The organism is Streptomyces sp. NPDC046821, from assembly GCF_040645335.1.
In the GTDB taxonomy this organism is placed as follows: domain Bacteria; phylum Actinomycetota; class Actinomycetes; order Streptomycetales; family Streptomycetaceae; genus Streptomyces.
In genome coordinates, this window is sequence record NZ_JBEYYB010000008.1 from 242,630 (window position 1) to 263,849 (window position 21,220).

Below are 21,220 nucleotides of genomic sequence, written 5' to 3' on the forward strand. Positions count from 1 at the left end.
CCCCCTGTTTGTTCTCCGTGGTGACAGGGGGAAGAGAGGCGCCGTGTCCGACGAGATCGACGACATGTACGACACCTTCAGCGAGATGCTCGACAAGTGGCCGCCGGCGGAGACGGTGAAGCGACTGGAGCAGTTCGGCATCGATGCCGAGAAGATCGAGCTGATCCGGGAACGGCACGAGCAGAAGCTCGCGACGATCCGGGAGCTGGAGGAGCCACAGACCGTCGTGCGGGGCAACCGCGACACCTGGTACACCGGCCCGCGGCCCGGTGACCGGTGCTGGCCCGCGCTGGAGCGCTCGTTGCAGGACCGCGGCTGGAGCGACGCCTCGATCAAGTCGCTCGACGAGTCGTCGTCCCGTGTCGTGTCCCTCCTGGACCATCCTCGCGAGAGTTCCTTCTCCACGCGGGGTCTGGCGCTCGGCTACGTACAGTCCGGCAAGACGACCAACTTCACCGCCGTGATGGCCAAGGCGGCGGACCGCGGCTACAAGCTGTTCATCGTCCTCTCCGGGATCCACAACGGGCTGCGCCGACAGACACAGGCCCGCCTGGTCTCCGAGCTCGTCGAGCCCAACCCGGATCGCTGGAGCCAGCTGACGAACCTCGACCACGACTTCGTGCCGCCCGCCAACGCCGCGTCCTTCTTCGGCAACAGCAACAGGACGCGTGTCCTGTGCGTCGTGAAGAAGAACGCGACGGTGCTGCGCAAGCTCGCACAGTGGTTGGAGGGGGCCTCGAGCTATCTGGAGAACTGCCCGGCGCTGATCATCGACGACGAGGCGGACCAGGCGACGGTGGCCACCAAGTCGATCAACCCGCTGATCCGGCGGATCATGGCCGGGCTGCCGCGCAGCACGTACATCGGGTACACCGCGTCGCCCTTCGCCAACCTCCTGATCGATCCGAGCGCCGAGGACCTGTATCCGCAGGACTTCATCGTCAACCTGCCCAAGCCGGCAGGCCACTTCGGCACCGAGGTGCTGTTCGGCCGCTACGCGCTGGACGGCGAGGATCCGTCGGACATGGACGACGGCCACGACATGATCCGTACGGTTCCGGGGACGGACATCGAGTACGTCCGTCCCCGCTCCCGCGCGGAGGTGGAGGGCTTCGCCCCCGAGATCACCGAGACGCTGCGCAACGCGGTGCTCTACTTCTGGCTGGTCGTGGCGGCGCGCCGGGTACGGGGCACCGGCAACCCACACAACACGATGCTCATCCACACCAGCGTGAACACCTCGGTCCACAACAGCTTCCGCGCTCCGCTCGAGAAGCTCAGGGCCGAAGTGCGTGACGCGTTGGACGACCCGGGTCTCCTCGAAGAGCTCCGTGTGTTGTGGGAGAAGGAGACCGGTCGGGTACCCGCCGAGGACTTCGGTGAGGCGAGCGTCCCCTTCGACGCCCTCATGACCGAGCTGCCCGGCGTGCTCGCCGGCTGCCGCGTCATCATGGACAACTCCGGCAGTCAGGACCGTCTCGACTACGAGAACGGGCCCTTGGTCGCCATCGCCGTCGGTGGCAACACACTGTCACGAGGTCTGACCCTGGAGGGTCTGTCGGTCAGCTACTTCGTACGCGCGGTCTCCGCCTACGACACGCTCCTGCAGATGGGGCGCTGGTTCGGCTTCCGCAACGGCTATGCCGACCTGCCGCGAATCTGGATGACCGACGAACTTGCCGAATGGTTTCGTCACTTGGCGACCGTCGAGACCGAGATACGGCGGGACATCGACGTCTATCTGCACAACCCGAACGAGAACCCGCTGACGTTCGCCGTACGCCTGCGCACTCACCCCTCCCTGCAGGTGACCGCCGCCGCGAAGATGAAGAGCGCCGTGAAGGCGGCGTCCTCCTACGGCGGTGCGCGTGTGCAGACCCACTGCTTCCGTACCGACGCCCCGTGGCTGCGTCAGAACCTGGCCGCCGCCCGGGACCTCGTATCCCGGATCACGTCGAACAACGCCGTGGCCAAGGAGGACCGTTCCGCCGACGGGAACATCATCTTCCGTGACGTCCCCTACGACGTCGTGCTCAACTTCCTGGGGGACTACCGGTTCCACGAGGGCTCGGGCGAGAAGAGCGCCAAGCTCGCGCGGGAGAACAACGCCAGGCTGATCACCGAATACATCCAGAAGCGTGTCCGGAGCGCCGGGGCGCTGCGCCGCTGGAACGTGGCTCTCATCGGCAGGCCGCCGAAGGGCTCCGACGACGATCTCGAGTTCGCTCCGGGCGTCACCGTGGGGCGCGTCGTCCGTGCGAAGCTCGCCACGGGATCCCAGGGCTTCGCGGACATCAAGACCCTCATGAGCCGCAAGGACGCGGGCATCGACCTGGAGGGCGACGTCAGCTCCATGACGGAGCACCAGCTTCGCGACGCTCGGCGCGTGCAGCTCCCCACCACGGGCCTGCTGACCCTCTACCCGATCGACAAGCATTCCGAGCCGGTTCCCGCGAAGAAGCAGCGTCAGCCGCTCGACGCGGAGGAGCACGTGATCGGCGTGGGCCTGGTCTTCCCCGAGCCCGACGGCCCGGACTCCGCCGTCGAGCCGGAGTACGTCTCGGCCGACCTGTCCGGCGTGCAGCTGGAGGAGTACGAGGAGGAGGAGATGCTGGCGCTCATCGAGGGTGAGGACGTATGAGCACCGACTCCTGGCGGGACCTGCTCGCCGAGCGATGGGCCGAGCTGGAGTCCGAGCCGGTGACGTCCGAGCGTCGACTGCGGGTGGCCGACCTCTCCGTCGGTACGGACGACGGCGCGTTGCTGGCCGCGGTCGACTATGAGGGGAATCGCCACCTCCTGGTTCCGATGAAGTCCCGGCAGCAACTGCGCCGCGGCCCGGACGGTCCCGTCCTCAAGCTGCGCAAGCGGCCTCTGGAGGATGAGACCAGCTACCGCACCTATGCGGATCTCGGTTGTCTGGAGCAGAACCTCAACGACCTTTTCGCCACGCTGTGTTCGGATGTCCTGGACACCGCCGAACAATTGCCGTCCAATCCGGTCAAGGCGCTGTACCGGGCCATGGACCGATGGAAGTCGCTGTTCCGTGTCCAGACAGCACCCCTGAGCGGCGAGCGGATCATAGGGCTGTTCGGCGAACTGCTCGTTCTGGTCGCGATGCTGGAGCGTGACCCGAGCGCGCACCGGCTGTGGCTGGGCCCCTCTGGACACCGTCACGACTTCTCCTCCCCGCACGGAGCCGTGGAGGTCAAGACGTCCACGCGCACGGAGGGCCGCCGCGCCCGGATCCACGGTCTTGACCAGTTGGAGGCGCCGGACAGCGGCCCGCTGCATCTGGCGTGGTTCCGGCTGGAGCCGTCCGAGTCAGGCGGGTGCCTGCCCGAACTGGTCGACCGTGCGCTGGAACTGTGTGACGACGAGACGTCCCTGCGTGGTCTGCTGAGCCAGGTCGGCTACCACCCTGCGGATGTCGAGCGATACGGCGAGACCCGTTTCGCCACGACGGAACAGCGTTGGTATCCGGTGGAAAAGGACTTCCCTCGACTCACGGGACGAGAGCTCGCGGAGGCCGGCATACCGGTGACCGTCGAGGACGTCGCGTACACCGTGGATCTGTCCGGGACACCATCCGCGCCGCTGCCCGAGGAAGCGATCGGCGCTGTTCTCGACGCCCTCCTCCAGGAGCCCGCATGACCCGGCCGGCATGGCACTCGCAGCCGTACCCCCCGGAAGGGGCCAGCGCCGCGGAGGGCATTCGCAACCAGCTCGGTCGGCCGGAGCTCGATCTGCTGACCATCCTGGTCCGCGAGTCCGCGCAGAACAGTTGGGACGCACGCCCGCCCGGTTCGTCCGACCCGGTCGACTACCGCATCGACCTGTCCACGGTGGGGCCCGCCCACGGCCCCGTGTGGCGTGAACTACTGCTCAACAAGGCCCCGTCGAAGAGCGAGCACCTGCCGCTGCGGAATTCGCTCTCGCGCAGCACCATTCCGCTGCTCATCGTGTCCGACCGAGGCACGACCGGGCTCGGCGGGCCGACCCGCGCCGACCGTACGTCGGACGAGGCGTCCCGCGACTTCGTGTCGTTCGTCCGCAACATCGGGGAGCCGCGCGACACACCGTTCGGCGGGGGCACCTACGGGTTCGGCAAGGGCATCTTCTACCTGATGTCCCGCTGCGGCACCGTGCTGGTCCACACCCGGTGCCACAATCCGCAGGGCGAACCGGAGACCCGGCTCATCGGCTGCGCCATGTGGGAGAGCTACTACGCGGACGGGCCCGAGAACCCGCTGCGCCACACCGGCCGGCACTGGTGGGGCGACACCTCCGGCGATGTCGTCGAGCCGTTGATCGGCGATGAGGCCGATGACGTGGCACACCGGCTGGGACTGCGTCCGTTCGGACCCGGGGAGACCGGCACCTCGATCGTCATGGTCGACCCCAAGCTGGAGCGCGACGAGCACCGGCTCGAGGTCGCCGAGGCCGCGGACTACCTTGCGGAGACGATCAGTTGGCACCTGTGGCCGAAGATGATCGAGAAGGACGGATCCTCCCCGCCGATGCGGTTCGAGGTGAGGAGGGACGGTCAGGCTGTCGAGGTTCCCGACCCTCGCACGCACCAACCTCTCAAGATGTTCGTCGCCGCCTATGAACAGATGCGCGGGGAGCAGGGACGCGAGCTCCTCTGCGGCAAGCCCCGGAAGCTGCTCGGCCGCTTCGGCGTGGTGAAGCGGCTCATGCCCGCACTCGATTCGTCCCCCGCGTCGCGCATGGTCGGGATCGACGAGTTGGTCCACCATGTCTGCCTCATGCGCCCGGCCGAGTTGGTGGTGACCTATCACCCGGGTCCCAGACCACCGAGCGAGAACCAGGGTTACGCCGGCGTGTTCCGCGGCGACCACGGCATGGACGAGGTGTACGCCAGGGCCGAGCCGCCCACACACGACGCCTGGCACCCGCACTCGCTCGAGGCGCCGGACAGCACCTACATCAGGACCACGTTCCGCCGCGTCCAGGAGGAGATCAACAGCCTCCTCTCCCTGAGCGGCGGGGCCAAGTCCGGTGCCGCGCAGGTTCCGCTCGGCGCGGCGAGCAGCCGATTCTCCGGGTTGGTCGGCGGCGCCTGGGGCATCGGTGGAGCGACATCGTTCACCAGGCCCGGTTCCGACCTCACCTCCCGCAATCGAGGGGGCGACGAGGAGGAAGGTCCTGAGGCCGTGGTGCCCGTGCGCGGATCTCGAGGATCGGCGCGCGACGGATCCGGTCGGTCCTCGGAAGGCGGGGACACCGGCTCGGCCGCGCCGGGCACCTCCGCCGTACGACGCATCAGGCCTCGCGTGCAGTACGTGGGCGACCCGTACTACGACGAACTGGGAGAGCGGTCCGTGCTCGTGCAGGAGTTCCGGCTGCCCGTCGACGCCGCCCAGCGGGTGTCCGCCGATCTGGCCGTCACCCTCCCGGGCACGGGCGGCCGGGAGACCGACCCGCCCGCCGGAGCCCAGGTGCCTCTGCTCCTGGGTTGGCAGGATCCCGAAGGCGTGCTGTACACATCGCCGGAGTGCGACATCAACGGCGGTGACGCGGTGTGGCGGGCCCTCGTGGTGCCCGCTCCGGACACCATGACCGAGCTCGCGATCAAGGTGCGGGCGGTGACGGACTGATGGCCCGGCACGCCCTTCCCTACCGCGTCCCGCCCAGGGACGTCGTAGAGGCCGAGGCCTGGTCGCTGGTGACCCCGGACGGCGAGGTGCCGCTGCCGGAGGCCATCGACGACTGGGACTACCAGATGGACCTCCACCTGCGCAGGCGCGTGCGGGTCGACCCGGCTCGCGCCCGTGCAGCGGCAGGACTCCCGGAGGACACCGGCCTCCTGTTGTCCGTCGTGTGGACGGCCACCGGGTCGAACCTGCGGGGGCCCGGCCGACTGGCCCGTCTGAGCGGAACCGAACCGAGCACGGTCGATCTCGACGTGCGGCTCCGCGGTGCCGACCTCGGGGGTGTACTGCTCCTGGACACGGCTCTCGTACTGGCCGAGCGGCGCGACGACGCCCGGCCCGCGGCGCCGCGGCGCGCCGGTTCCGTGCTGTGGGACGACGGTGTGGAACTGCGTCTGCAGGGTGACGCCCCGCAGTTCCCGATGGCCGTCATCGACTTCTCGCACACGTCGTTCCCGAACGGTGCCGCCTGGCACATACAGATCAGTGGCGAGTTGGACAGCGCGGCCATGGGCTCGCTGCTCCTGCTCGTGAACGAGAGGAACACGGCCACGGCCGAGGCGTTCCAGAACGCGGCCCGCCCGCGCCCCGTCGACCGCGTGGTGCTCTCGGCCGTGTACGCGGACGTCGCGCGCACCATGATCGAGTACGCCCTGTCCCAGGAAGACTTCACGGACGAGGCGGATCATCCCGAGGACTCTCTGGGGGCGACGCTGCTGTCCCTGTTCCATCGCTTGTTCCCGGAGCAGTCGATCACCGACGTGCGGCTGCGTCGACAGCACGCCCCGAGTCTCTTCGCCTCCGAACTCCAGGCAGCCGTGAAGATCTTCGAGGAGCCCCAGTGAGCCTGCTCTACCCTCGCCTGCTCGCGGGTCAGGCCAAGCCTCTGTTCGACGAGTACCGCGAACTGCCGCTCGCGGAAGTGTCCCGGCGTGTGGACGTGTCGCACCCCTCCACGGTCTACGTCGCCACCGGTGGCGACCGGATCGGGACGGAACAGCTGTGGGCCTTGCGGGAGTCCGTCGTCGACCTGGCCCGGCAGGCCGGGTTCCCCGACGCATCGGACCGAGCCCGCAACGCCGACTTCGATCTCCGGCTCGCCGAACTGCTGCATTCCCAGATGAACCTCGTGCCCGCGGAGGCGGCGTCGCGAGATCTCTGGGCGTTCCTCGGACTCGTGCTCCTCCCGGATGTCGCGTTCTGGCGGTACCCCCGGCCTCCGCGCGACCGTGTGCTCGGCACCGACCTGACCCGACACGTCTTCGGACGGCTGTGGTGGCGAGCGCAGTTGGTGTACTCACCGGGGGACCCTCGCCCCTACGAAGCACTCGGCATCCTCGGTGAGGCGGCGTTCGACCAGATCTACGCCCGAAGGGCGGCGCTCGGCGGAAGTCCCCACCTGGTCAAGGCGATCCTGCGCGTGTGGAACGAGCTGGACCTGAAGGGCCTCAGACAACGAGAGACGCTGCAGGACTTCCTCAAGCGACTGCTTCGCCTGGCGCCCTTCGTACTGTTCGACGGGATCGACGAGCAGGCGCTCGCCACCGAACTCAGGGCCGCCGCACGCGAGTCGGTCGCCGCCTTGCTGCTCGTCCGGCACGGCGAGTCGCCGGACAGCGCCTCGGTGGTGGAAGAGCGGCTGGCCACGGTTTTCGCCCAGTCCGCCGAGGACACCCCGCCGGTCCCGAGTCTGAACGGCACGCCCGTCGAGGCTGCCCCGCCCGCGGTCGAGACGGTCCCGGTGTCCGCGGCGACATCCACACATCGCGCCCCGGCCGCCCACACGGAGCCCGCAGCTCGAGACCTGACCTCGTTCGAGGTCTGCTCGGGCTCGGGCGCCCAGGCCCTGGGGCTGGAACAGGCGGGCTTCCGTCCGGTGCTGCTCGTGGACAGGAAGGCTCATGCCTGCTGGACGATCGAGATCAACCGCCCGGAGTGGAAGGTGGTCTGCCGCGACCTTCTCCACTTCGATCCGGCTGATCACCCCGAGGTCCTGGGAGTCGACCTGTTCAGTGCGGGTCTGCCCCGCATCAAGTCGGCCGCCGCCACGAAGCGCCACGACGACGAGGCCGAGCGCGCCGTACTGCGGCAGGCGGTGGCGCTCGTCCCGCAGATCCGCCCCAGGGCGGTGCTGCTGGAGAACCTCGCGGAACTCGTCGAGGGGGACGACTTCACCGACGAACGCACGTGGATGGAGTCGGAGCTTCGAGACGCCGGCTACCGCGTGTTCCAAAAGGTACTGGACGCCGCGGACTTCGGGGTTCCCCAACACCGGAGGTCCGGGTTCCTGGTGGCTCTGCGGGAGCCGTACGCCGATCGCTTCGTCTGGCCGTCCCGAACGGCACTGCGCGTGCCCACCGTCGGTGAGACGCTCGGCCCGTCCATGGCCGCGGGCGGCTGGCCCGGCGCGGACCGGTGGACACTCGGTGCCTGGCGCCCGGCGCCCGCCCTCGTCGGCGGCTCGGACCGGCGCGGCGGAGCGGACCTGGGGCCCACGGGCTCCAAGAGGGCCTGGCTGCAACTGGGCGTGAACGGCACCAGCCTGGCCGACCACCTGCCGGACGCCGATTCCTCCCCGACCGAGCCTCCCAGGCTCACCGTCGCACAGACCGCGATGTTGCAGGCGATCCCCTCGACCTGGCAGATCGCCGGCGGCAAGACGGCGGCCTACCGTCAGATCGGCAACGCGCTCCCGCCCCCGCTGGCCCGTGCGGTGGGAGCGGCGATAGCTGTCGCACTCGCCGGCTAGGATCCACCCTATGAACGCAGCACCCCCCTCCGCCTCCCCCTTCAAGATCATCGATCTCTTCGCGGGGCCGGGCGGACTCGATCAAGCCGCACGGCAGCTCAAGGTGCCGTCGACGGGTATCGAGTGGGACAAGGACGCCTGCGCCACACGTGCCGCGAACGGCCTGCCGACCGAATCCGGCGACGTCCGCGACTACGGTCCGACCGCGTTCGGCGAGGATTTCAACGTCCTGGCCGGCGGACCTCCGTGTCAGACATTCACTGTCGCGGGCAGGGGCGCCGGCCGACGTGCGCTCGATCACGTCCTCACGTTCGCCGACCGGCTGCGCAACCGAGTTCCCCTGGCTGAGGTCCGGGCGGACCTCGCGGCGCTCAAGGACGAGGAGACCGACAAGCACGACGAGCGAACCGGTCTGGTGCTTGAGCCGCTGCGCTGGGCGCTCGAGGCTGTCGACGCCGGGCGCCCGTTCCAGGTGATCGTCCTGGAGCAGGTCCCCGCGGTGCTGCCCGTGTGGCAGAGGTACGCGGAGATCCTTCGGGCGGAGGGGTACGCGGTCGCGTCGCCGCAGGTGCTCCACACCGAGGAGTACGGAGTACCCCAGACCCGACGCCGGGCCATCCTCATCGCCCGGTGGACGGGTGAGGGACGCCTGCTGCCCGGTGAGCCGCACATGCCCGAACCGACGCACGGGCGCTACTACAAGCGGAAGTCACGCCACGACCACGGCCTCGGTCTGCAGCCGTGGGTCAGCATGAAGGACGTTCTCACCGAGCGTCATGAGCCCTTCACCGTCGTCTCCAACTACGGAACGGGCGGTGACCCCAAGGCTCGCGGACAGCGCGGCTCGCACGAACCGTCGGCCACGGTGACGGGGAAGATCTCCCGCAACCGCATCGTCGGGCCCGACGGGCGGGACGGTCGCCTGGACGAGTCCGAGGCCGGCCAACTCCAGACCTTCCCAGCGGCACCGGACTGGCTGTGGGCAGGCACCGCGGTGGCCCAACAGATCGGCAACGCCGTTCCGCCTCGCCTCGGCATGCACATCCTGGCGGCCGCGCTGGGCTTCGAGCGCGAGCGGCTGAACGAGGCGCTGAAGGAGCACTACTCGTACTGACGGCCGGCCTCGGAAGCAAGGGCGTCGGGTCGGCGCAGCGCGCCTCGAAGCAGCTCGTGCCGAGCATTCGTCGCGAAGGAGCAGCGGACGGTGTCCGGCCGCTCGGACAGCTACTTGAAGCAGACCAAGGACGCCGTCACCACTCGCTCTCTTCCGTCTTCCGTCCCAACCTCAGCTCCGCCACCGTCTGCCCCCCGCTCTGCTCCCCCGTCGGACGGAAGCCCAAGCCCAGGTAGAAGCCCTCCGGGCCGTCCGGGCCCGGGTGCCAGGTGACTGTCAGGGTGTTGCCTCCGCGGCGGCGGATTTCGTCGGCTACCGATTCGACCGCGAACTTGCCGTAGCCGCGGCCCTGTTCGGTTGCCTCGATGTTCAGGCGCCACAGGCCCGAGCGGATGTCGGTGCCCTTGCCGTCGCCGGCGAAGTCGATGTCCAGGAAGGCCATGAGGAAGCCGACCGGCCTGTCGCCGTCGAGGATGAGGCGGGGCCAGGCCACGCCGGCGGGGCGGACGTACGCCTCGGCCAGCGAGTGCGCCACCGGCTCCACCAGGTGCTCCTGGTCCGGTCGCACCTTCACGCCCAGGGCCAGATCAAGGTTGGCCGGGGTGATCTTTTCGAGGCGGAGCGCGGTTGTCGTCGTCACGCGAGCACCCTAGGCGGGGCTGCCGTCTGCGGATCAAGTGATTTTGCGGGAGGGGCGGGCCTGCGTGGGCCTCAGGTTTTGCCGGTGCAGTCGGATCGTCGCCCCGTACACGAAACCCCGCCCACCCACCGCTCCCCCACCCCTCCGCGCTAGCCTCGGACCGGACAAGTACGACTTACGACGACGAAGCGAGGCAACGATGGCGAAGGTTCCTGCGGCAGCGGTGGCGGCTAGTGGGCTTGTCGGTGGGTATGCCGTCGCTCGGTTCACCAAGAAGCGGCAGCTCGGCGGGGTTGTGCTTGCCGCGGCCGGGGCCGTTGCCGCCACTCAGTGGAAGTCGGTCGCCGGCGGGAAGGTCGCCGGGGCGCTCACCGGGGCCTACGTCGCCGCGTTCGCCGGCTCGCACCCACTGGCCAAGAAGGTCGGGCCGTGGCCGGCGGTGTTCGGGGTGGCCGGCGCTGTCGCGACGGCGTCGTACGTGCTGGTGGACCGCCGGGCCTGAGGGGTCCCTCGTACGTGCTGGTGGGACCGGCGGGCGAGGGGTACCTCTCACCCCCGGTGACCCAGCACGTTCACCACCCGTCCCTCCGGGTCCCGTACGAAGAAGCGGCGCACGCCCCAGTCCTCGTCGCGGAGGTTGTGGACGATCTCCGCGCCGGAGGCGCGTACGGCTTCGTATGCCGCGTCGACGTCCTCGACCTCGACGCTCAGGTCCGGGACGACCGGGCCGGTCGCCTCGTGGGTGAAGAAGCTGACCTGGGCCGTCGGGTTGGACGGGGACGCCAGTGTCGTCACCCAGCCCATGTTCATGACCTCCTCGAAGCCGAGCCGGCCGTAGAAGGCTCGGCTCTCGTCCATCGACTCGGGCGACTTCGTCGTGAGGTTCGGGACGATCCTGCGAATGGTCATCGGGGGCTCCCGGAGGTCCGAGGGGCGGTCGGCATATCCCCCTCATCCTGGCGGGGCGGCGCGGGACGCGTTCGGTTCGTACGACCCCGTGTGGGTGGGCGCGGGGGCGCTGTGCGCGGGGGCGGCGCTGCTGTCGCTGACCGTGCGGGCGCGGTGGGAGCCGCCCGAAGAGACTCCTACGCCACCGCGGCCGCGAACCCCTACGCCCCCAGCGCCCGCGACACCGCGTAAATCGCCAGCCCCGCCAGTGACCCCACCACCGTGCCGTTGATGCGGATGAACTGCAGGTCTCGGCCGATGTGGGCCTCGATCTTCTTCGACGTGTGGTCGGCGTCCCAGCCCGCGACCGTGTCCGTGATCAGGGACGTGATCTCCGTGCGGTACGTCGTCACGACGTACGTGGCCGCGCCCTCGACCCAACCGTCGACCTTGTCCTGGAGGCGCGTGTCCGTCGCCATGCGGGCGCCGAGCGAGAGCAGCGACGCCCGTACGCGCAGGCGCAGCTCGCTGCGTTCGTCCTCCGCCGCCGCGACGATCATGGAGCGGACGGCGGCCCAGGTGGAGGCGATCAGGTCCTGGACCTCGGGGCGGGCGATGACCTCGGACTTCAGGCGCTCGACGCGGGCCCGCGTGTCCGTGTCGGACTGGAGGTCGGAGGCGAAGTCACGGAGGAACCGGTCGAGGGCGCCGCGCGCCGGGTGCTCGGGCATGTCACGCATCTCCGTGACGAAGCGGAGCAACTCCTTGTAGACGCGGTCGCCGATCTTCCGGTCGACGAACCGGGGCGTCCAGCCGGGGGCGCCGCCCTGCACCGCGTCCATCACGGAGTCCGCGTGCCGCACGAGCCAGTCGTGGGCGCGTACGAGGAGCAGGTCCACGACGCGCTTGTGGCCGCCGTCGGCGACGACCTTCTCGAGGAGTCTGCCGAGGCCGGGCGCGATCTCCTGGGCATTGGCCCGGCGCGTGATCGCCTCGCCGACGACAGCCTGGACGTCCGAGTCGCGCAGCACGGTGAGCGCGCCGCGCAGGGCCGTGGCGAGTTCGGCCGTCACCCGGTCGGCGTGGTCCGGTTCGGCCAGCCAGCCGCCGAGTCTGGCGCCGATACCGACGGCGCGCAGCCGCTTCCGTACGACGTCGGAGGAGAGGAAGTTGTCCCCGACGAACTCGCCGAGCGAGACGCCCAGCTGGTCCTTCTTGGTGGGGATGATCGCCGTGTGCGGGATGGGCAGGCCGAGGGGGCGGCGGAAGAGCGCGGTGACGGCAAACCAGTCGGCGAGCGCGCCGACCATGCCCGCCTCGGCGGCCGCCGCGACATAGCCCGCCCACGCTCCCGCGCCGGAGTTCTGGCCCCATTTGGCGAGTACGTAGATGAGGGCGACGAGCAGCAGCAGGCCCGTGGCCGTGGTCTTCATCCGGCGCACGCCGCGCTGCTTCTCGACGTCGGCGGGGCTGAAGGAGCCGGGGCCTTTGCCGAAGGGGGACGGGCCGGGGCCGCCGCCGGAGGAGTACGGCCCTGGGCCTCCGCTCAAAGGGGCCGCCCCAGCCGAAGGCGCCGCCCCAGCCGATGAGGCCGCCCGCGAAGGCGGCGTCCCAGCCGAAGACGCCGCCCCACCCGAACGCCCCGCCCCACCCGATGCCGCCGTTCCAGTGCCTTCGCCCCCCGCATCCGGCCCCGTCCCGAATGAGGAGCCCCCCGCGCGGGCAGGCTGACCACTGCCCGCTTCACCCCTTTCATCCGCTTCACTCACTCAGCTCACTCCACCCGTCACGCGCCAGTTCACCGGTCGCCCCCCTCTACCACTGCCGTCCCACTACCCCTGCCGTCCCACTATCACTGTCGCGCCCCTACGACTGTCGCCCCGCGATCACCGTCATCTCTCTCACACATTGTCCCTACCTGACCTACTCCTGGAACGGGCGACGAGTTCCCGGCGTCTCCAAAGGCGGAGGGGGCAGTGTCGGCTTCCGCCCGACCCATGACGCATCATGGGATGATCACACCGGAGCCCGGGGCTCCCGTTGCCCGAGGAGACACCGCCGCATGACCAAGCGACACGGTTATGCCCTGCTGGCCGCGCTCGCCGCTGTGGTCCTCGCGATCTCGGCCGCCATCTACCTGGGCGCTTCCGGCGCCGTCGACGGCTCGAACAGCACGATAAGCGCGGGCCCCCGCCACCCGCAGAACTCCGCGGCGCCCGCCTCCACCGGCACCTGGTCCGGCAGCTGGTCGGCCGCCCCCGCGGGCGCCGAACCCGGCACCGAGGTCTACGGCCTCGCGGGCCGCTCCGTACGCAATGTCGTGCACACCAGCATCGGCGGCACCAGCGCCCGGATCACGTTCTCCAACCTCTTCGGGCAGCAGCCCCTCAGCATCACGCACGCCTCGGTCGCCGTCGCCGCCGGGCCCGACAACCCGGCCGCCGCACCCGGCACGCTGCGCCGCCTCACCTTCGGCGGCAACACCTCGGTCGTCATCCCGCCCGGCGCGCAGACCGTCACCGACGCCGTACGGATGCGCGTCCCGCACGACGCCGACATGCTGATCAGCAGCTACTCGCCCACCCCGTCCGGCCCGGTCACCTTCCACCCGCAGGCCCGCCAGATCTCGTACGTCGCCCAGGGCGACCGCACCGAGGAGGCACTCGGCGCCTCGTACACGGAGACGACCCCGTACTGGCGCTATGTGTCCGCGCTCGACGTGCTCAGCAACGAGTCGGTCGGCACCGTCGTCGTCATCGGCGACTCCCTGACCGACGGCGTCACCTCCACGATCGGCCAGAACCACCGCTGGACGGACGTCCTCGCCGACCGCCTCCGCGACGAGACCGGCGCGGCCCGCTACGGCGTCGCCAACGAGGGCATCAGCGGCAACCGCATCCTGTCCGACGGCCTCGGCCGCCCCGCGAACAACCCGAGCGCCCTCTCCCGCTTCGACCGGGACGCCCTCGACCGCTCCGGCGTGAAGGCCGTCGTCATCGCCCTCGGCATCAACGACATCCTCCGCAACCCGCACCAGAACGACCCCGACAAGATCGTCGAAGGTCTGCGGGAGCTGACCCGGCAGGCGCACACGCGCGGCCTGCACGTGGTCGGCGCGACGCTCATGCCGTTCCAGGGCCACCGGGGCTACGAGCCGCGCCTCGACGGAGTCCGCCACGCCGTGAACGCGCAGATCCGTTCCGGCAAGGTCTTCGACGAGTTCGTGGACTTCGACCGCGCGCTGCGCGACCCGTACAACCCCCGCCGGCTGCTGCCCTCGTACGACTCGGGCGACCACCTGCACCCCAGCGACGCGGGGTTCCGCAAGATGGCGGAGACGTTCAACCTGTCGACGCTGCGGGGGTCGACTCCGGCTGAGCTGTAGGGCAGGACGCGCGGGCGCCCCCGAGCACCACTCTTACGGCTACGGCTCGCCCCGCTCGCGCCGCTCCCGCCGTTCCTCCGCCCGCTCCCACTGCCGCTCGCGCCGCTCCTCGTGACGCTCACGACGGCGCTCGTGCCGTTCGGCGCGCAGCTCATGACGGCCCCCGCTCCAGGGGCCGCCGCCCTCGATCTCGTCCCGCCGCGCGGCCTTCCCCTCCGCCTTGAGCCGCTGCTTCTCCGCCCGCGTCATCTTGCGCTCGACGCCGACGCCGCCCCAGAACGCGAACCCGGTCACCACCACACGCGGCGCGCCCGGATCCCCCGGCACGCCCTCCTCGCGGTGGTCGAAGCCGCCCATGATGCCGATGCCGCGCACGACGACCTCGACGCCGGGCGGTACGACGACGTTCATCCCGCCCATGATCGCGACGCAGTTGACGACGACCTCGCGGTCCTCGAAGCGTGCCTCGCGCAGATCCAGCTCGCCGCCGCCCCAGAACGTGAACGCGGTGAAGCGGCGCGGCATCGTCCACCGCCCCTTGCGCTGGAAGCCCGACATCACGCCGGCGGCCCATGTCGAGGTCGGCTCCCCGCCGATCCGCGACCGCCAGTCCACGGCACCCTCGGGCAGCGTCTCCTTGACCATGTTCACCGGCGCCGGGGCGGCCCCGCCCGCGCCGGGCAGGTCGCGCGTGATCGGCTCCAACTCGCCGTACGTACGCGCCTTGTACGTCGCTTCGAGCCGCTCGTCGAACTCCTCCATGTCGAGCCGGCCCTCGGCGACGGCGTCCCGGAGCACCTCGGCGACCCGTTCACGGTCGGCGTCGGAGGCCCGTAGCTCTGGCAGGTCGGGGCGATCGTCGGTCATGCGTCCCACCCTACGAGGGAACACCCGTTCTCCACAGGATTACCGTCCGACCGGAGCACCCGCCTCACCCGGCCCGCCCGGCGCCGGCGCCGGCCCCCGCGCGTACATCCGGGCGATGACCGCCTCGATGTCGGGCTCCCGCACCGAAAGGTCCACCAGCGGGTACGCCGCCGCGATCTCGGCGACCAGCGGCGCCGCCGACTTCTCGGCCGGGAACGCGAGCCACTGGCGCGGCCCCTCCACCTTCACCACCCGCGCCGACTCGACCTCCACGGGCGGCAGTTCACGCTCCAGGTCGACGACGAGGGTGCGCTCACTGTCCCCGAACGCGTGCAGCCCGCTCAGCTCGCCGTCGTACATCAGGCGGCCGTGGTCGATGACCATCACGCGCTTGCACAGCTGCTCGATGTCGGTCAGGTCGTGCGTGGTCAGCAGGACCGTCGTGCCGCGCTCGGCGTTCAGGTCGCGGAGGAAGGCGCGCACCTTGGCCTTGGAGACGATGTCGAGGCCGATGGTCGGCTCGTCGAGGTACAGCACGTCGGGGTCGTGCAGCAGGGCCGCCGCGATGTCGCCGCGCATCCGCTGCCCGAGCGAGAGCTGCCGGACCGGGGTCTCCAACAGGCCGCCCAGCTCCAGGAGTTCGACGCACCGGTCGAGGTTCTCGCGGTAGCGGGCGTCCGGGATCCGGTACATGCGGTGCATCAGGCGGTACGAGTCGATCAGCGGCAGGTCCCACCACAGGGTCGTCCGCTGCCCGAACACCACGCCGATCCGCCGCGCGAGCCGCGTCCGCTCGCGTGACGGCTCGATGCCCGCGACACGCAGCCGTCCCGCGCTGGGCGTCAGGATGCCGGTGAGCATCTTGACCGTCGTCGACTTGCCCGCGCCGTTCGGCCCGATGTAGCCGACCATCTCGCCCCGCGCGACGCCGAACGTGAGCGAGTCGACCGCCCGCACCTGATGCCGCTCACGCCGGAGCAGCCCGGCTCTTCGGCGTACGTCGAAGACCTTCTCCACGCCCTCTACGTCGATGAAATTCTCCTGCGTCACGCGTGTCAGCTCCCGGTGCTGCGGTACGAACGGAGCCCCGCGCCCCAGGCCAGGCCCGCGAGCGCGCAGCTCCCGGCGGCCACCAGCGGCGGGGTGAAGGCCAGCCATGACGGCAGGCCGAGCGGGTAGGGCCGCCCGAGCACGTACAGCGCGGGCAGCCAGTTCACGAAGGCCAGCGGCACGACGAACGTCACGCCGATCACGAAGTCCCGGGCGAACACCGTCGGCGGGTACTGCAGCAGCGTGACCCCGCCGAACGTGAACGCGTTCTGCACCTCGGCCGCGTCCTGCGCCCAGAACTGGAACGCCGCCCCGGCCACGAACACCGCGCCGAAGATCGCCGCGCCGCTCAGCAGCATCACCGGCAGCAGGAGCAGCTTGGCGAGGGTCCAGTCGATGTCGAGGCGTGTGAGGGACCAGCCGAGGACGAGGACGCCTTGGAGGAGGCGGCCGACGCGGCGCAGGCCGAAGCGGTCCGCGGCGACCTGGACGAGCACCGGCGCGGGCCGCACCAGGAACGCGTCGAGGGTTCCGTCGCGCACCCGCGCGCCCAGATCGTCGACGGAACCGAGGGCGAAGGCCGTGATCCCGAAGGCGACCGAGGCCGTCCCGTACAGGAAGGCGGTCTCGGCGAAGCTGTAGCCGCCGAGCGACGTGGCCTGCGAGAACATCATCCAGATCACGACGAAGTCGAGCGCCGTCACCAGGAAGTTGGCGAGGACCGCGACCGCGAACGACGTGCGGTAGACCAGGGTGGAGCGGATCCACATCCCGGCGATCAGGCCGTAGACGCGGACGCTCCCGCTGACGTCAGCCACCTTGGAGTACCACCTTCCGGGTCGCGGACGACTGCATGAGGCGCCCCGCCGTGAGCAGGACGAGGGCCCACCCGGCCTGGAAGGCGTACGCCGAGAGGATCGCGGACGCGCCGGTGCGGGCGCCGAGGAGGATGTCGGCGGGCATCTGCAGGAGCGACGCCCACGGCAGCACGCGCGCGATGTCGCCGAGGGCGCCCGGCATCGCGTTCAGCGGCAGCAGCAGCCCCGTGAAGAACATCCCCACCAGGCTCCCGAACTGCAGCACCCCCGACCCGTCGATCAGCCAGAACGCGCTCAGCGCAAGCACGTACCGGATCGCGAAACTCACCACCATCGCGAGGACCACCGCCACCAGGAACTCCAGCCACACCACCGGATCGCCCGGCAGCGCGAGCGGGAAGAACAGCGCGCCCACCGCCAGCGGGATCACGCCCCGGCTGAACACCTCGAAGCCGCCCCGACCCAAGTCGCTTGCCAGCCACCACAGTTGGAGGTCGGCCGGCCGGTACAGGTCCACCGCGATGTCACCGCTGCGGATCCGCGCCACGAGGTCGGCGGCGAACCCCGCACCAAGGAGCGACAGCGCCTGCGCGAGCGCCTGCCCGATCCACACGTACGTGAGCGCCTGCGACTCGTCGTACCCGCCGAGCCCCGGCCGCTCCTTCCACAGCGCCAGATACGTGTACGCCACGATGAACCCGAAGACCGTGTTCGTGAACACACCCGCCGCCGTGGCCGAACGGTACGTCGCGTACCGCCGGAACCCCCCGGCGGCGACCGCCGCGTACAGCCGCCATGCCCCTAAGGACACCCCTGCTCCCCTCAGCCCGTCGTCCCTTACGCCCGTCCGGGCCAAAGCGCAGGAGCCTAGCGAGGAAGGGGTGCGCGCTGCCACACGTTTTCGGTCGCGACATACGTGACGTACGAAGCGATACCGCCGTTCCACAGGGCATGAGCCACGAGCCGCAGCAGCCTGCCGCCCCCGGCGTACCCGCCGGGAAGGGCAAGAGACCGGGACGCCCCAAGCGCAAGGGTTGGCGCCGCCTCTTCCCCACGTGGCGCATGACCCTCGGCACGGTCCTGCTCGTCCTGCTCGTGGGCGCCGGCCTGTTCGCCCTCGGCTACCACCTCGTCGACATCCCGCCCGCCAACGCCGCCGCCACCGCGCAGAGCAACGTCTACCTGTACGCCGACGGCAGCCAGCTCGCCCACGACGGCGAGGTCAACCGCGAGAACGTCTCCCTCTCCCAGATCCCCAAGTCCGTCCAGCGCGACGTCCTCGCCGCCGAGGACCGCGCCTTCTACCGCGAGTCCGCCGTCGACCCCACGGCCATGGTCCGCGCCGCATGGAACACCCTCACCGGCAAAGGCCGGCAGTCCGGCTCGACGATCACCCAGCAGTACGTGAAGAACTACTACCTCGGCCAGGAACAGACCGTCACCCGCAAGGTGAAGGAGTTCTTCATCTCCATCAAGCTCGACCGCGAGGAGAGCAAGGACGACATCCTCGAGGGCTACCTCAACACCAGCTACTTCGGCCGCAACGCCTACGGCATCCAGGCCGCCGCCCAGGCCTACTACGGCGTCGACGTCGAGCACCTCACCGTCGCCCAGGGCGCCTACCTCGCGGCACTCCTCAACGCCCCCAGCGCGTACGACGTCGTCGCCCACCCCGAGAACAAACCGCAGGTCGTCGCCCGCTGGAACTACGTCCTCGACGGCATGGTCACGCAGCACTGGCTCGACGCGGCCGCACGGCAGAAGATGACGTTCCCGGTGCCCGGCGACGCGAGGGGCCCGGCCGGGATGTCCGGCCAGCGCGGCTACGTGGTCCAGGCCGTCAAGGACTACCTCACCAACAACAAGATCATCGACGAGGACACCCTCGCCACCGGCGGCTACCGCATCACCACCACCCTCCAGAAGCCGAAGCAGGACGCCTTCGTGAAGGCCGTCGACGACCGCCTCATGTCCGGCCTCGACAAGAAGAACCGCCCCGCCGACCGCAACGTCCGCGCCGGCGGCGCCGCCATCGACCCGGCCACCGGCGACGTCCTCGCCCTGTACGGCGGCATCGACTACACGAAGCAGTACGTCAACAACGCCACCCGCCGCGACTACCAGGTCGGCTCCACCTTCAAGCCCTTCGTCTTCACCGCCGCCGTGCAGAACGCCTCCGCCACCCAGGACGGCCGCGCCATCACGCCCAACACCATCTACGACGGCACCGACCGGCGCCCCGTACAGGGCTGGAGCGGCGGCCACTACGCCCCCGAGAACGAGGACAACCGCTCCTACGGCTCCCTCACCGTCCGCGACGCCACCGACAAGTCCGTCAACGCGGTGTACGCCCAGATGGCCGCCGACGTCGGCTCCGACAAGGTCGAACAGACGGCGATCGACCTCGGCATCCCCTCGAACACCCCCGACCTCAACGCCTCCCCCTCCATCGCGCTCGGCCCCGCCACCGCCTCCGTACTCGACATGACCGAGGCCTACGCGACCCTCGCCGACCACGGCCGCCGCGCCACGTACAGCCTCGTCGCCGAGATCAGCAAGGACGGACGGGGGCTCGGTCTGCCCGAGCGCACCACGCAGCGCGCCGTCACCCGCGAGGCCGCCGACACGACGACCTCCATCCTCCAGAGCGTCGTCGAAGGCGGAACCGGAACCGCGGCCCAGGCCGCCGGCCGCCCCGCCGCCGGCAAGACCGGCACGGCGGAGGAGGACACGGCGGCCTGGTTCGCGGGCTACACCCCCGACCTCGCCACCGTCGTCGCCGTCATGGGCCAGGACCCCACCACAGGCGCCCACACCCCGCTCTACGGGGCGCTCGGCCAGGCCCGCGTCAACGGCGGCGGGGCGCCCGCGCAGATCTGGGCTCAGTTCACCGAGGCGGCGCTCAGCGGCAGCCCGGCCAAGGACTTCGACCTGCAACTGGAATCGGGCGCCGAGCGGCCGACGATCCCGCCCGGCGTGCCGAACTCACCGTCGACACAGCCGCCGTCGTCCGGCGCCCCGTCCTCGGCTTCGCCCTCACCGTCGGCGTCGTCCGCGTCGTCCGGGCCGCCGGCGACGGCCTCCGCGTCACCGCGGCCGAGCGCGGGCGCCTCGACACAGCAGCCGGAACCACCGGCGGGACCGGTGGACGGACTCTTCGGGAGCGGGAGCGGTGACAAAGGCGGGCGCTAGTGGCCCGACGTGAGCGGTGAAGTGGGTGGCCCTCAGTGGCCCGACGTCGCCTTCAGGCCCACGATCGCCACGATCAGCAGCACGATGAAGAAGATCCGCGCGGCCGTCGCCGGCTCCCCGAGCACCAACATGCCGACGACAGCCGCACCGGCCGCGCCGATCCCCACCCACACGCCGTACGCCGTACCGATCGGCAGGGACTTGGCGGCGTAGGACAGCATCACCATGCTCGCGACAATGCCGGCGCCAGTGAACACGCTCGGCCACAGACGCGTGAAACCGTCCGTGAACTTCATACCGATCGACCAGCCGACCTCGAGAAAACCGGCGATCACGATGAGAACCCAGGCCATGACAGGCACCTCCGTCAGTTGGATCAACAGGGGGTGCGTCGTCTTTGCGGAACCCGGTACGGCGCGTCTCGTCGGGGTCCCTCAAAGGTAGCAAGGGACATGCAAAAAGGGCTGGTGACAACGGTCACCAGCCCCTGGGCCCGCCGGAGCTCTACAGGTAGAGCCCGGTCGAATCCTCCGAACCCTCGAAACGGTCCGCGGCCACCGCGTGCAGATCGCGCTCACGCATCAGCACGTACGCGACGCCGCGCACCTCGACCTCGGCCCGGTCCTCCGGGTCGTACAGGACCCGGTCACCCGGCTCCACCGTGCGCACGTTCTGGCCCACGGCGACCACTTCCGCCCAGGCCAGACGCCGCCCGACCGCGGCGGTCGCGGGAATCAGAATGCCGCCACCGCTGCGCCGCTCGCCCTCGGCGGTGTCCTGCCGCACGAGCACGCGGTCGTGCAGCATCCGGATCGGCAGCTTGTCGTGCTGGTTCTTCTCGC

At 70.3% G+C, this 21,220-nt stretch carries 18 protein-coding genes, 1 pseudogene and 1 riboswitch; of the genes and pseudogenes, 10 read left to right on the top strand and 9 right to left on the bottom strand.

Going from position 1 to position 21,220, the window contains the following annotated elements; all coding sequences use genetic code 11:
- Positions 1-43 precede the first annotated feature (43 nt).
- From ABZ893_RS18160 to ABZ893_RS18185, 6 genes are read left to right on the top strand one after another with little or no spacing between them, the layout of a single operon-like run.
- Positions 44-2,641, top strand: coding sequence for a Z1 domain-containing protein (locus ABZ893_RS18160; RefSeq protein ID WP_361404183.1), 2,598 nt, complete (start codon positions 44-46; stop codon positions 2,639-2,641).
- Positions 2,638-3,654, top strand: a complete 1,017-nt coding sequence (locus ABZ893_RS18165) for a PD-(D/E)XK motif protein (RefSeq protein ID WP_361404186.1) — start codon at positions 2,638-2,640, stop codon at positions 3,652-3,654. Before ABZ893_RS18160 ends, ABZ893_RS18165 begins: the two co-directional genes overlap by 4 nt.
- Complete coding sequence (locus tag ABZ893_RS18170; RefSeq protein ID WP_361404188.1) at positions 3,651-5,621, top strand: hypothetical protein; 1,971 nt, start codon at positions 3,651-3,653, stop codon at positions 5,619-5,621. Before ABZ893_RS18165 ends, ABZ893_RS18170 begins: the two co-directional genes overlap by 4 nt.
- Positions 5,621-6,520, top strand: a complete 900-nt coding sequence (locus ABZ893_RS18175) for a hypothetical protein (RefSeq protein WP_361404191.1) — start codon at positions 5,621-5,623, stop codon at positions 6,518-6,520. The genes ABZ893_RS18170 and ABZ893_RS18175 overlap by 1 nt, the downstream gene beginning before the upstream one ends.
- The gene (locus ABZ893_RS18180; protein WP_361404194.1) at positions 6,517-8,424 is read left to right on the top strand and encodes a DUF6339 family protein; all 1,908 of its coding nucleotides are present in this window, start codon (positions 6,517-6,519) and stop codon (positions 8,422-8,424) included. Before ABZ893_RS18175 ends, ABZ893_RS18180 begins: the two co-directional genes overlap by 4 nt.
- Positions 8,425-8,434: 10 nt before the next feature.
- A complete protein-coding gene (locus ABZ893_RS18185; RefSeq protein ID WP_361404197.1) occupies positions 8,435-9,538 on the top strand; it encodes a DNA cytosine methyltransferase in 1,104 nt (367 codons plus the stop codon).
- 136 nt (positions 9,539-9,674) lie between these two features.
- On the opposite strand, the gene ABZ893_RS18190 is transcribed toward ABZ893_RS18185, so the two are convergent.
- Positions 9,675-10,178: a GNAT family N-acetyltransferase gene (locus tag ABZ893_RS18190; protein WP_361404199.1), complete on the bottom strand. Its 504-nt coding sequence runs from the start codon at positions 10,176-10,178 to the stop codon at positions 9,675-9,677.
- A gap of 199 nt (positions 10,179-10,377) precedes the next feature.
- Here ABZ893_RS18190 and ABZ893_RS18195 point away from each other — a divergent pair, with 199 nt between their 5' ends.
- A complete protein-coding gene (locus tag ABZ893_RS18195; protein ID WP_361404202.1) occupies positions 10,378-10,680 on the top strand; it encodes a hypothetical protein in 303 nt (100 codons plus the stop codon).
- 47 nt (positions 10,681-10,727) lie between these two features.
- Here ABZ893_RS18195 and ABZ893_RS18200 read toward each other — a convergent pair whose 3' ends face one another.
- Entirely contained in the window at positions 10,728-11,087 is a 360-nt protein-coding gene (locus tag ABZ893_RS18200) for a VOC family protein (RefSeq protein WP_361404205.1), read from the bottom strand.
- Positions 11,088-11,136: 49 nt separating this feature from the next.
- Here ABZ893_RS18200 and ABZ893_RS18205 point away from each other — a divergent pair.
- Positions 11,137-11,358, top strand: a pseudogene (locus tag ABZ893_RS18205) (hypothetical protein); the annotation flags it as partial.
- Here ABZ893_RS18205 and ABZ893_RS18210 read toward each other — a convergent pair.
- Positions 11,288-12,499 carry a DUF445 domain-containing protein gene (locus tag ABZ893_RS18210; protein ID WP_361404606.1) on the bottom strand — a complete coding sequence of 404 codons (1,212 nt, stop codon included), beginning with the start codon at positions 12,497-12,499 and terminating at the stop codon, positions 11,288-11,290. The pseudogene ABZ893_RS18205 and the gene ABZ893_RS18210 sit on opposite strands and share 71 nt — an antisense overlap.
- A 629-nt stretch (positions 12,500-13,128) precedes the next feature.
- Here ABZ893_RS18210 and ABZ893_RS18215 point away from each other — a divergent pair.
- Complete coding sequence (locus tag ABZ893_RS18215; protein WP_361404207.1) at positions 13,129-14,451, top strand: SGNH/GDSL hydrolase family protein; 1,323 nt, start codon at positions 13,129-13,131, stop codon at positions 14,449-14,451.
- A gap of 39 nt (positions 14,452-14,490) precedes the next feature.
- Here the strand turns inward: ABZ893_RS18215 and ABZ893_RS18220 are convergent, their stop codons facing one another.
- Genes ABZ893_RS18220 through ABZ893_RS18235 form a run of 4 tightly spaced genes read right to left on the bottom strand, consistent with a single transcriptional unit; the run spans position 14,491 to position 17,997 of the window.
- Positions 14,491-15,318 (bottom strand): DUF1707 domain-containing protein, encoded by an 828-nt coding sequence (locus ABZ893_RS18220; RefSeq protein ID WP_361404210.1) that lies wholly within the window; start codon positions 15,316-15,318, stop codon positions 14,491-14,493.
- A 39-nt stretch (positions 15,319-15,357) separates the two neighbouring features.
- On the bottom strand, positions 15,358-16,368 hold the full coding sequence (locus ABZ893_RS18225; protein WP_361404213.1) for an ATP-binding cassette domain-containing protein: 1,011 nt from the start codon (positions 16,366-16,368) through the stop codon (positions 15,358-15,360).
- A gap of 5 nt (positions 16,369-16,373) precedes the next feature.
- Positions 16,374-17,186, bottom strand: a complete 813-nt coding sequence (locus ABZ893_RS18230; RefSeq protein ID WP_361404216.1) for an ABC transporter permease — start codon at positions 17,184-17,186, stop codon at positions 16,374-16,376.
- Positions 17,179-17,997, bottom strand: coding sequence for an ABC-2 family transporter protein (locus ABZ893_RS18235; RefSeq protein WP_361404219.1), 819 nt, complete (start codon positions 17,995-17,997; stop codon positions 17,179-17,181). Before ABZ893_RS18235 ends, ABZ893_RS18230 begins: the two co-directional genes overlap by 8 nt.
- Before the next feature lie 140 nt (positions 17,998-18,137).
- Between ABZ893_RS18235 and ABZ893_RS18240 the strand changes: the two genes are divergently transcribed.
- The gene (locus ABZ893_RS18240; protein ID WP_361404221.1) at positions 18,138-20,378 is read left to right on the top strand and encodes a transglycosylase domain-containing protein; all 2,241 of its coding nucleotides are present in this window, start codon (positions 18,138-18,140) and stop codon (positions 20,376-20,378) included.
- Between the two features lie 32 nt (positions 20,379-20,410).
- Here ABZ893_RS18240 and ABZ893_RS18245 read toward each other — a convergent pair whose 3' ends face one another.
- Positions 20,411-20,731, bottom strand: coding sequence for a multidrug efflux SMR transporter (locus ABZ893_RS18245; RefSeq protein ID WP_361404224.1), 321 nt, complete (start codon positions 20,729-20,731; stop codon positions 20,411-20,413).
- A gap of 32 nt (positions 20,732-20,763) precedes the next feature.
- Positions 20,764-20,834: riboswitch (guanidine-III (ykkC-III) riboswitch) on the bottom strand.
- Positions 20,835-20,882: 48 nt separating this feature from the next.
- Positions 20,883-21,185 (bottom strand): co-chaperone GroES, encoded by a 303-nt coding sequence (locus tag ABZ893_RS18250; RefSeq protein WP_086749165.1) that lies wholly within the window; start codon positions 21,183-21,185, stop codon positions 20,883-20,885.
- Positions 21,186-21,220: the final 35 nt, after the last annotated feature.